This window comes from Streptomyces sp. NPDC127100 (assembly GCF_042724095.1).
Taxonomy (GTDB): domain Bacteria; phylum Actinomycetota; class Actinomycetes; order Streptomycetales; family Streptomycetaceae; genus Streptomyces.
The window spans coordinates 103523-114470 of record NZ_JBHXFL010000001.1 but is presented as its reverse complement, the minus strand read 5'-3'; the positions used below and the strand labels follow the sequence as shown (position 1 = coordinate 114470).

Annotated in this window: 11 protein-coding genes; 9 read left to right on the top strand and 2 right to left on the bottom strand. The window is 73.9% G+C overall.

The window, feature by feature from the left end:
* Window positions 1-114 precede the first annotated feature (114 nt).
* Entirely contained in the window at window positions 115-1398 is a 1284-nt protein-coding gene (locus tag ACFWJB_RS00505; protein WP_386919308.1) for a hypothetical protein, read from the top strand.
* 40 nt (window positions 1399-1438) lie between these two features.
* Here ACFWJB_RS00505 and ACFWJB_RS00500 read toward each other — a convergent pair whose 3' ends face one another.
* Window positions 1439-2419, bottom strand: coding sequence for an ATP-binding protein (locus tag ACFWJB_RS00500; RefSeq protein WP_385461551.1), 981 nt, complete (start codon window positions 2417-2419; stop codon window positions 1439-1441).
* Window positions 2420-2530: 111 nt separating this feature from the next.
* Between ACFWJB_RS00500 and ACFWJB_RS00495 the strand changes: the two genes are divergently transcribed.
* Window positions 2531-3355 (top strand): oxidoreductase, encoded by an 825-nt coding sequence (locus ACFWJB_RS00495; protein WP_385461554.1) that lies wholly within the window; start codon window positions 2531-2533, stop codon window positions 3353-3355.
* A gap of 336 nt (window positions 3356-3691) precedes the next feature.
* Here ACFWJB_RS00495 and ACFWJB_RS00490 read toward each other — a convergent pair whose 3' ends face one another.
* A complete protein-coding gene (locus tag ACFWJB_RS00490; RefSeq protein ID WP_385461557.1) occupies window positions 3692-4525 on the bottom strand; it encodes an HAD family hydrolase in 834 nt (277 codons plus the stop codon).
* A 582-nt stretch (window positions 4526-5107) separates the two neighbouring features.
* On the opposite strand from ACFWJB_RS00490, the gene ssd reads away from it, so the two are divergent.
* The 7 genes from ssd (at window position 5108) to ACFWJB_RS00455 (ending at window position 10933) form a co-directional block, all read left to right on the top strand.
* Entirely contained in the window at window positions 5108-6235 is a 1128-nt protein-coding gene (ssd, locus tag ACFWJB_RS00485; protein ID WP_385461560.1) for a septum site-determining protein Ssd, read from the top strand.
* A gap of 641 nt (window positions 6236-6876) precedes the next feature.
* Window positions 6877-8088 (top strand): TadA family conjugal transfer-associated ATPase, encoded by a 1212-nt coding sequence (locus ACFWJB_RS00480; RefSeq protein WP_385461563.1) that lies wholly within the window; start codon window positions 6877-6879, stop codon window positions 8086-8088.
* Complete coding sequence (locus tag ACFWJB_RS00475; RefSeq protein WP_385461566.1) at window positions 8072-8944, top strand: type II secretion system F family protein; 873 nt, start codon at window positions 8072-8074, stop codon at window positions 8942-8944. The genes ACFWJB_RS00480 and ACFWJB_RS00475 overlap by 17 nt, the downstream gene beginning before the upstream one ends.
* Entirely contained in the window at window positions 8941-9735 is a 795-nt protein-coding gene (locus ACFWJB_RS00470) for a type II secretion system F family protein (RefSeq protein ID WP_386919304.1), read from the top strand. Before ACFWJB_RS00475 ends, ACFWJB_RS00470 begins: the two co-directional genes overlap by 4 nt.
* 91 nt (window positions 9736-9826) lie before the next feature.
* Entirely contained in the window at window positions 9827-10054 is a 228-nt protein-coding gene (locus tag ACFWJB_RS00465) for a DUF4244 domain-containing protein (protein ID WP_386919302.1), read from the top strand.
* Window positions 10041-10526: a TadE family type IV pilus minor pilin gene (locus ACFWJB_RS00460; RefSeq protein WP_386919300.1), complete on the top strand. Its 486-nt coding sequence runs from the start codon at window positions 10041-10043 to the stop codon at window positions 10524-10526. Before ACFWJB_RS00465 ends, ACFWJB_RS00460 begins: the two co-directional genes overlap by 14 nt.
* Window positions 10523-10933 (top strand): Rv3654c family TadE-like protein, encoded by a 411-nt coding sequence (locus tag ACFWJB_RS00455; RefSeq protein ID WP_386919298.1) that lies wholly within the window; start codon window positions 10523-10525, stop codon window positions 10931-10933. The genes ACFWJB_RS00460 and ACFWJB_RS00455 overlap by 4 nt, the downstream gene beginning before the upstream one ends.
* Window positions 10934-10948 lie beyond the last annotated feature (15 nt).

Here is a 10948-nt window from a genome sequence, read left to right as displayed (position 1 = left end):
TAATTCCTTCTCGGTCTCGTGCCACCTTGACGGCGCTGACGGCACGTCCCGGAACAGCACCCGACATCGCCCTCGTCGGCGTTGGCCCGAGAGAAGGAAGAAGGTGGGCGGAACATGGCCGCCACCCACAGGTTCGCCAAGCGCACCGTGATCGCCGCGATCTGCACCGCGTCGTTGGCCGGCTGCGCGATCGGCTCCAACGGCAACCAGTCCGACCACGGGACGAACGGCCCGCAGAAGGAGAAGGGAAAGGCGGCTCCGGCGCCCAAGAACGCGGTACGGCTGATCGGTGACGGCTCCACGGCCTACACCGGTGCCCAGCCGCACCTGCCGCGGCCCGAGCGCCTGAAGCCCGGGCAGAGGCCTCCGCAGTTCGTGGTGTTCTCGTGGGACGGCGCGGGTGAGGACAGCCAGCGGCTGTTCTCCCACTTCCGTGAGGTGGCCAAGGCGAACGACGCCACCATGACGTACTTCCTGAGCGGCGTGTACATGCTGCCGAAGGAGAAGCAGGACCTGTACCAGCCGCCGCAGCACTCACCGGGCCGCTCCGACATCGGCTTCAACGACGAGGAGGGCATCACCGACACCGTCTCCCAGCTGCGCCAGGCTTGGCTGGAGGGCAACGAGGTCGGCACCCACTTCAACGGTCACTTCTGCGGTGCCGGGGGCGGCGTCGGCGAGTGGTCGGTCGAGGAGTGGAAGAGCGAGATCAGTCAGGCCAAGCAGTTCGTCAAGACCTGGAAGACCAACACCGGGCTGAGGGACGCCTCACCGCTCCCCTTCGACTACGACAAGGAGCTGATCGGCGCCCGCACCCCCTGCCTGGAGGGCCAGGAGAACTTCATGCGGGCCGCGAGCCAGCTGGGCTTCCGGTACGACAGCAGCGGCGTGAACAACCAGGTCTGGCCGAAGAAGAAGTACGGACTGTGGGACCTGTCGATGCAGCTCGTGCCGTTCCCCGGGCACTCCTTCGAGCAGCTCACGATGGACTACAACTTCATGGTCAACCAGTCGGGCACCACCACCCAGGGCGACCCCGCCAAGCGCGAGTTCTGGGGCGACCAGATGCGCGACAGCCTGCTGCAGGGCTTCCAGCGGGCCTACGACGGCAACCGCGCGCCGCTGATCATCGGGAACCACTTCGAGTCGTGGAACGGCGGCACCTACATGCGGGCCGTCGAGGAGGTCATCGAGGAGGTGTGCACCAAGGAGGAGGTGCGCTGTGTCTCCTTCCGGCAGCTCGTGGACTGGCTGGACGCACAGGACCCGCAGACGCTGGAGAAGCTGCGCACCCTGGACGTCGGCAGGGCCCCCGAGAAGGGCTGGGCGGCCTTCCTGTCGGCCGCCCCGGCGCCGGCGCCGAAGGGCGTGCCCGGCGCGCCGGCGACCAGGCGGTAGACAGCCGCCGGTGACGGCCGCCGCCGTGCCGCGGTGGTCGTCACGCCGGGGCGACGGCCTCCTCGCCGAGGACGAAGGCGGGGTCGACCTGCGCGGCGAGGTCGGCCCCGGTCCGCTCGTCGCCCCAGCTCCGGGCGTTCTTCAGGTGGAAGTGCACCATCTGCCGCGTGTAGCGCTCCCGGTCGCGCAGCGCGTACGTCGCGTCCGCGGCCGTGCGCAACGCCCGCAGCGCCCGGTGGTTGGCGTCCTCCAGGAGCTCGAACCGGGGCGGCCGGCCCTTCTCCATGGAGCGCACCCAGTCCGAGTGCCCGACGGTCGTCAGCAGGTCGTCCCCGACCTCGTCGCGCAGGAAGTCGAGGTCGTCCTGCCCCTGCACCTTGTTGCCGACGACCTTCAGGGCGACGCCGAAGTCGCGGGCGTACGCCTTGTACTGGCGATAGACGGAGACCCCCTTCCGGGTGGGCTCGGCGACGAGGAACGTCATGTCGAAGCGGGTGAACATGCCGGAGGCGAACGAGTCCGAGCCCGCCGTCATGTCGACCACGACGTATTCGTCACGGCCGTCGACCAGGTGGTTCAGGCACAGCTCCACCGCCCCGGTCTTGGAGTGGTAGCAGGCGACCCCCAGGTCGGCCTCGGTGAAGGACCCGGTGACCATCAGGCGGACCGTGTCACCGTCGAGGTCCACCGGCCGGGCGCAGGCGTCGTAGACCGGGTTCTCCTCGCACACCCGCAGCAGCCGAGAGCCCTCGCCGGGCGGCGTCGTCTTGATCATCTCGTCGGCGGAGGCGATGCGCGGGTTGGTGCCGCGCAGGTGGTCCTTGATCAGCGGCAGGTGGTCGCCCATCGCGGGCAGCCCGGCCGCTTCCGCCTCGTCGAGGCCCAGCGCGGCCCCCAGGTGCTGGTTGATGTCGGCGTCGATCGCGACGACGGGTGCCCCGGTGGCGGCGAGATGGCGGATGAACAGGGAGGACAGAGTGGTCTTGCCGCTGCCGCCCTTCCCGACGAAAGCAATTTTCATGTTCACCAAGGGTAGTGGATCGATAGCTGTACGTGGCAGGGGGAAGTGGAGGTGCGTGAAGAAGACCACTCATTCGTGGGGCGCGGCGCCGGGGTGCGTAGTGTCGTACCCATGAGTACGACAGGCGCGACCGCCGACCCGCTCGCGGCCCTGGGATCGCTGCCCGGTGTGGCCGAGTCCGTGGAGTCCGTACGCAAGGCCGTGGACCGGGTCTACGGTCACCGGATCATGCGGCGGCGCAGCAACGAGATCACGTCCGAGGCGGCGCTGCGCGGCGCCCGGGGCTCGGCGGCGCTGTCCGGTGCGGACTGGGCCCTGGAGGAGGTGCGCCGGCGGACCGACTTCAGCGGTGACGACGAGGCGCGCACGGTGGGAGCGGCCCTGCGGCTGACCGCCGAGGCGGGACAGCTGCTGTCCATCTGGCGCCAGTCCCCGCTGCGGGTGCTGGCCCGGCTGCATCTGGTGGCGGCCGCGGACAAGTCCGGCCAGGTGGGACGGCCGCGCCAGGACGGCGAGCCGGTGGACGAGCCGCTCGTCCGACTGCCGCTGCCGGATGCCGCGGAGGCGCACGGCCGGCTGGACGGCCTGGCCGAGCTGGTCGCCGCGGGGGGTTCCGCCCCGGCGCTGGTGACCGCCGCCGTCGTGCACGGCGAGCTGCTGGCCCTGCGCCCCTTCACCTCGCACAACGGCCTGGTCGCGCGTGCGGCCGAGCGGATCGTCCTGGTCGGCAGCGGGCTGGATCCGAAGTCGGTCTGCGCGGCCGAGGTCGGACACGCCGAGCTGGGGCGGGAGGCCTACCTGACGGCCCTCGACGGCTACGTCTCCGGCACTCCCGAGGGCATGGCCGCCTGGATCGCGCACTGCGGCAGGGCGGTGGAGCTGGGCGCGCGCGAGTCGACCGCGGTGTGCGAGGCGCTCCAGCGCGGAGCGGCGTAACCGGGCGCCGGTGAGGCCCAACCAAATGCGGCGGTACGAGAATTCGTACCGCCGCTGGCATGCTCACCCAGTTACCAAGCGTCCTCGATATATGCCCATCAGGTCGGGACTTTGCCCGTCACCTGGTGCGGCTGGCCCGTAATCGACGGGTCGACGTCGCGTGGGTGCCCGGTGTTCATGCTCGGTCCGTGGGGCCAAATGCGTTCTTAAGGTGATCCTTTCGGATGTCCTTGGTCTCGCGGGCCGTTGACTCCTTTGTACTCCCGGCCGGGAACAAGTGGAAGGCCTTGCCGCACTTCTTTACTTGCACGTTCAAACACGGTGAGGGAGTCCGTATCAGGCCACGGCCGTCCGCCGCCGGCTCGCGTACCAGACGAGGCCCGCGGTGGCCGCCGCGGCGCCTATCGCGGCGGCGGCGACGAGGGCCGGACGCGGCGGAACGGCGAAGCCGGGGACCCGCTGCTTGAGCCGCACGGGCCGGTGGAAGTCCAGGATCGGCCACTCGCGCGCCAGGGCCTCGCGCCGCAGGGCCCGGTCCGGGTTGACGGCGTGGGGATGGCCGACGGACTCCAGCATCGGCAGATCGGTCGCCGAGTCGCTGTACGCGTAGCAGCGGGCGAGGTCGTACCCCTCGGAAGCCGCCAGGTCGCGGATCGCCTCGGCCTTGGTCGGGCCGTAGGCGTAGTACTCCACCTCCCCGGTGAAGCAGCCGTCCTCGCCCACGATCATGCGGGTCGCCACCACCCGGTCCGCTCCCAGGAGCTCGCCGATCGGTTCGACGACCTCGGCGCCCGACGTGGAGACGATGACGACGTCTCGGCCCGCGGTGTGGTGCTCCTCGATCAGGGAGGCGGCCTCGTCGTAGATGATCGGGTCGATCAGGTCGTGCAGTGTCTCGGCGACGAGCTCCTTGACCAGCTGGACGTTCCAGCCGCGGCAGAGCGCGGACAGGTACTTGCGCATCCGCTCCATCTGGTCGTGGTCGGCGCCACCGGCGAGGAAGACGAACTGCGCATAGGCGGTACGCAGGGCGGCCCTGCGGTTGATCAGCCCGCCTTGGTAGAACGACTTGCTGAAGGTGAGTGTGCTCGACTTCGCAATGACCGTCTTGTCCAGGTCAAAGAAGGCCGCGGTACGGGGCCAGGAGTGGTTTTCCACGACCCCGAGCATAGGCGCAGCCCATTCGGCGTAAGGTGTGGCGTGTGGGTTTGCCTGAGAAGGCTCTCGGGTACACCATGGAAGTCACGGATCGTTCGCGACCGTGCTAACCCGGTCCGACTCCTCCCCCCCCGAGTCGGCCGTGGAGACGACCCCCGCTCTCCCCCCCGGCGGGGGTCGTCGCATGTCCGGGTGGGTTTTCCCTTCTGCCGTCGGCGTGTTTCGCGCACGTGGGCGGTGAGTGGCGAGTGCGTTGTCATGCCCATGCTTAATTACCGTGTGTAGCTGTCGGGCTGCTCAGCGGGAGCCGCGCGGGACGGGAGCGGGGCGCGGCTCCGGACCCGCCGGTATGGGTGACGGCGATATTCACAACCGCGGAGTTGTCCACAGTTATCGACCAAGATCCACACAATTTCGCGGATCGCTGCACCGTGATTCCACGCGTTCGGGCCGCGCCCACTCACAGGGCCGGTCCGCTTTGCCGGACGCATATGGCCGGCTTCCGGTTCTTCACACGCTTCGCCGTTGCGCGGAACGCAACGAAGCGGTGAAGCGACGACGCAGGACACGACGAGAACGAAGGGGGACGCAGACATGACCGGGACCGTCACACACGATCCGCCGCCCGCCGCCGGTGGGCGGCAGAGCGGCCCGTTGATCGTCACCGAGGACACGGAACTCCTGGACGACCTGTTGCGCCTGTGCGCGGCGGCGGGCGCCACGCCCGAGGTGCACCACTCGGTGCCGGGGAGGCCGGCGGCATCCGGGCAGCGCGGCAGCTGGGAGGCGGCGCCGCTCGTCCTGGTGGGTGACGACGCCGCCCGGCGCGTACGCGGGGCCACCCGCAGACGAGGCGTGGTGCTGGTGGGCCGCGACCAGGACGACCCGGGAGTCTGGCAGAGGGCCGTCGAGATCGGCGCCGACCACGTCCTGATGCTGCCCGACGGCGAACAGTGGCTGGTCGACCGCATCGCCGACGTCGCGGAGGGCGTCGGCAGGCCCGCCCTCACGGTTGGTGTCATCGGCGGCCGGGGCGGTGCCGGAGCGTCCACGCTGGCCTGCGCGCTCGCCGTCACCTCCGCACGCCAGGGTCTGCGCAGCCTGCTCGTGGACGCCGATCCGCTGGGCGGCGGCCTCGACGTCCTGCTCGGCGGTGAGACGGCCGAGGGACTCCGGTGGCCGGCGTTCGCGGCCTCGCGCGGACGGGTCGGCGGGGGTGCGCTGGAGGAGTCGCTGCCCGAGCTGCACTCGCTGCGCGTGCTCAGCTGGGACCGGGGGGACTGCGTCACCGTGCCGGCCCAGGCCGTACGGGCGGTCCTCGCCGCTGCGCGGCGCAGGGGCGGCACGGTCGTCGTCGACCTGCCCCGTCGGATCGACGACGGGGTCGCCGAGGTCCTCGCCCAGATCGACGTCGGCCTCCTCGTCGTCCCGGCCGAACTGCGTGCCGTCGCGGCGGCCGGGCGGGTGGCCTCCGCGGTCGGCATGGTCCTGCGCGACCTGAGGGTCGCGGTACGGGGCCCGTACGCGCCGGGGCTCGACGACCGGGAGGTGGCCCGGCTGCTCGGGCTTCCGCTGGTCGGTGACGTGCCCGTCGAGTCCGGGCTGTCACGGGCGACCGAGGGCAAGCGGCCGCCGGGCGCCGCCGGGCGGGGGCCGCTGGCGCGCTTCTGCCGGGAGTTCTGGGAGCGGGCGCTGGCGGCGGAGACGGGCGGTGCGGCATGACGACGGCGTGGGATGACGACGACGCCGTGGGCGAGGGCACGCCGACCGGTGCGGTGGCCGTGGGGGTGGGTCCTGAGCGTGCCACCGCCGGTGGGGTGTCGTCCGGGCAACCTGCCGCAGGGGCGGGCCGTCGGCGGGCGTCCGGGCGGCCCGCGTGGGCGGCCACGGGGGCGGGGGGTCAGGAGTCGTCGCCGGGGCCGGCCGTCGGGTCGTGTGCGAGGGCAGGCGTCGGCACGGGAGTCGTCTCGGTGCCGTCCGCTGGTACCCGGGGGATCACTGCGTACGCTCGTCCGGGCTCCGCAGCGCCGCCGGAGAGCCGAGCGCCCGGGAGGACGACGGGTCCGGCTGCCGCGGTGGCTGTCGAGCGAGCGTCTTCGGTGGCCCCGGGGCGTGCGTCCGCGGTGGACCTTGGGCAGGCGTCTGCGGTGGTTCCGGGCCGCGCTTCCGCGGTGGCTCCTGGGCGAGTGTCCGCGGTGGCCCCGGGCCGGGTTGCTGGGGTGGGCCCTGGGCAGGCGTCTGCGGGAGCCCCGGGCCGCGCATCCGTCGTGGCTCCTGGGCGAGTACCCGCGGTGGCCCCGGGTCGTGCTTCCGCGGTGGCTCCGGGCCGCGGTTCCCCGGCGGTCCCAGGGGCCGGTTCCGGGATGGCCGATGCGGGGCCGGTCTCCGGGCTGCTCGACGGTGTGCGGCGCCGGCTCGCCGAGAGCGGGGCCGAGCCGACCCCCGCACGCGTGGCTCAGGCGCTGCGGGAGCAGGGGCGGGTGCTGGGGGACGCGGAGATCCTCGGTGCCGCCGAGCAGTTGCGGTCGGAGCTCGTCGGCAGCGGACCGTTGGAACCGCTGCTCGCCGATCCGTCCGTGACCGACGTACTGGTGTCCGCCCCGGACCGGGTCTGGGTGGACCGTGGCGGCGGCCTGGAGCTCACGCCGGTCGCCTTCACGGACGCCGGAGCGGTGCGGCGGCTCGCGCAGCGCCTCGCCGCCGTCGCCGGGCGCCGGCTCGACGACGCCCGGCCGTGGGTGGACGCCCGGCTGCCCGACGGCACCCGGCTGCACGCCGTGCTGCCCCCGGTCGCCGTCGGCTGCACATGCCTCTCGCTGCGGGTGGTGCGGCCGCGCGCCTTCACGCTCGACGAGCTGACGGCGGCGGGCACCGTGCCCCCCGGCGGCGACCGGGTGCTGCGGGCGCTCCTGCGGGCCCGGCTCTCCTTCCTCGTCAGCGGCGGCACCGGCAGCGGCAAGACCACGCTGCTGAGCGCTCTGCTCGGGCTGGTCGGCCCCGGTGAGCGGATCGTGCTCGCCGAGGACTCGGCGGAGCTGCGGCCGGACCACCCGCACGTCGTCCGTCTGGAGACCCGGCCCGCCAACCAGGAGGGCGCGGGCCTGGTCAGCCTGGAGGACCTGGTGCGGCAGGCCCTGCGGATGCGGCCGGACCGGCTGGTCGTCGGCGAGGTGCGCGGGCCCGAAGTGGTGCATCTGCTCGCCGCCCTGAACACCGGCCACGAGGGCGGCTGCGGGACCGTGCACGCCAACGCCGCATCCGACGTACCCGCCCGGCTGGAGGCACTCGGCACCGCCGCCGGACTGGACCGGGCAGCTCTGCACAGCCAGTTGGCGGCGGCCCTGTCGGTCGTCCTGCACCTGGTGCGGGACCGGGCGGGACGGCGCCGCATCGCCGAAGTGCACGTGCTGGAACGGGACCCGTCGGGCCTGGTGCGGACGGTCCCGGCGCTGCGGTGGGGCGCGGAGGCGTTCGTTGCGGAGCGCGGGTGGGAGCGGCTGCGGGAACTGCTGCGCGGCGAAGGACTCGGAGCGCGGCACCTGGAAGGGAGGCCGACCGATGACGGGAACAGGTGAGCTGACGACGGCCGCCGCCCTGGCGTGCCTGGGCGCGGGCGCCCGGCTGACGGTCGGGTGGCACACCGGGACACGGCGCGCGCGCCTGCTGCTCCGGGGAGGCGGGACGGCCGGGACCGGGCCGCCCACGGTGAGCCGGGTGACGGACGGGCTGCGGCAGGTGCGCGGTCGGCTGCGGGGCGAGTGGTGGTCCTTGGCGGCCGGGCTGGTGCTGGCCGTACTGGGCGCCTCGGTGCTTCCGGTCGTCGCGGGAGCGGCCGGAGTGCCGGTGCTGCGGCGCGTACGGCTGGCCGGCCGGAATCGACGGGGCCGGGAACACCGGCAGGACGCGGTCATCGCACTGTGCGGCGTGCTCGCGGGCGAGGTGCGGGCGGGCCGGCAGCCGGGGGAGGCACTGCTGTGCGCAGTGCACGACTCCGGAGGACTCGGTGACGCGCAGGCGGCGGTACTGGCGGCGGCCAGGTTCGGCGGGGACGTCCCGGCCGCCCTCGCGGCGGCGGCACACCGACCGGGCGCCGCCGGACTGCGTGGCCTCGCGGCCTGCTGGCGGGTGGCCGTCGACCAGGGTGCCGGCCTCGCGGCGGGGCTCGAGCGGCTGGAGGCCGCACTGCGCGCCGAACGGGACCAGCGGGCCGACCTGCGAGCCCAGTTGGCGGGCGCCCGCGCCACGGCGGTGATGCTGGCCGGCCTGCCGGTGCTGGGCCTCCTGCTCGGTGTCGCCCTCGGCTCCGACCCGCTGCACGTCCTGCTGCACACCGGAGGGGGACTGGGGTGCCTGCTGGCCGGCGCGGTGCTGGAGGGCCTCGGAGTGTGGTGGGTGTCCCGGATCGTGCGGGGCGCGGAGGCGGCGGCGTGAACGGGGACGTCGTCCACAGGCTGGGGACGGTTCTGGGGATGGTGCTGCTCGCCGGGTGGCTGGTGGGCCGGGCCGGCGCTGTGCGGCGGGAGCGTGCGGTGCGCAAGCGGCTCGCGGCGCTGATGGTTCCGGAGCGGGCCCGGGTCGGCCCACGGCGCGGCGAGGTACTGGACGCCGCGCGCAGGTGGCTGCCCCTGGTGGGAACGGTGGGCGCCGGATGGGCCCTGGTGGGCGGCGTGATCGGTGTCGTGGTGGGGCTGACCGCGGCGGCAGCACTGTGGCGTTGGCGCGCGAAACGACCGGCCGTCGGATCGGCCGCGGAGGAGACCACCGCCGTGGAGGCCGCCCGCCAACTTCCCTTGGCTGCCGATCTGCTGGCGGCGTGCGTGGCGGCAGGGGCCGGCCCGGTGGTCGCGGCCCAGGCCGTCGGCGACGCCCTCGGCGGACCGGTCGGGGACGCGCTGGCGCGTGGCGCCGCGGAGGTCCGGCTCGGTGGTGAACCGGGCGGTGCCTGGCGCGGGCTGGCCGCGTTGCCGGACGCCGCGGCCCTGGCGCGGCTGCTGGAGCGTGCCGACGTGTCCGGCATGCCCGCCGCCGGACCGGTCGCCCGGCTCGCCGCCCAGGCCCGCGCCGACCGGGCACGGGCCACGACGGTCCGGGCCCGCCGGGCGGCCGTCATGGTCACCGCGCCGGTGGGGCTGTGCTTCCTGCCCGCCTTCGTCGCGGTGGGCGTGGCGCCGGTGGTGATCGGCCTCGCGGGCGGGGTGCTGGGCGGCGGAGGAGGTGGGTGACGGAAGCGGAGGGCAACGGCGTGGCGCCGGCGAGCGAGTGAACCGACGGACGAGCGAGTGAACGACGGAACCGAACCTCACGGGGGTTGTGATGAATCGATCGGTACGGGCATGGCTGCGTGCCCTGGTGTGCGCAGTACGCGCGGGGCGGCGGCAGGCCGGGCTGCGGCGGGACGCGGGAATGGTCACTTCGGAGTACGCGATGGGCATCGTCGCGGCGGTGGCGTTCGCCGTGGTGCTCTACAAGGTGGTGACGAGCGGGGCGGTCAGCGCGGAGCTCCAGGGCATCGTGAAGCGGGCGCTCGATGCGCGGATGTGAGCGGTCGGCGGGGCGGGAAGCGCGGTGGAGAGCCGACGGGGGGTTCGTGACGGCCGAGACCGCCGTGGTGCTGCCGGTGCTGGTGGCGTTCGCGATGGCGCTGGTGTGGGGTCTGCTGGTCGTGGCCGCCCAGATCCAGTGCGTGGACGCCGCCCGCACGGGAGCTCGCGCGGCGGCCCGGCAGGACCCGGCCGACGCGGTCGTCCAGGTCGCCCGGGAAGCGGCGCCGCACGGTGCGCGGGTCACCGTCGCCCGGGAGGCGGACCGGGTCCGTGTGGTGGTCGTGGCCGCACCGCCGGTACTGCACGGCCTGCCCTTCGAGGTACGGGAGGAGGCCGTCGCCTCGGTCGAGCGAGCGGCCGGCCCGGCCGTGGTCCACACGGGTGGGACGCCGGCCGATCCGGCAGGGGGTCCGGCAGCGGACGCGCCCCCGGGCCGGACGGCGGACGCGCCGGCGGGGCCGAGGCCATGAGCGGTGGTTTCTCGTCCCGACGACCGGCCGTCCGGCACGCCCTGGAGGGTTCCGACCGGGGATCCGCCACCGTCTGGAGTGTCGGCGCGATCGCCGTCCTGTGCCTCGTGTTCGGCATCGTGCTGGCTCTGGGGCAGGCCGTCGCGGCCCGGCACCGTGCGGCCGGCGGGGCCGACCTCGCGGCGCTGGCGGCGGCCGACCACTGGTCGCTGGGCGGTCCGGCGGCCTGTGCCCACGCGGACCGGATCGCGCGGGCCCAGGGCACGCGGCTGGTGCGGTGCGTCCTGACCGGCCAGGTCTCCGACGTGACCGCGGCGTCGGGCCGGGGACCCTTCGGGGCGGAGGTCCGGGCCCGGGCCGGCCCGGCGGAACCGGACCCGGGGACTGGGCCGAGACCTCCCCCGTGACGCCGCGGGGAGTGG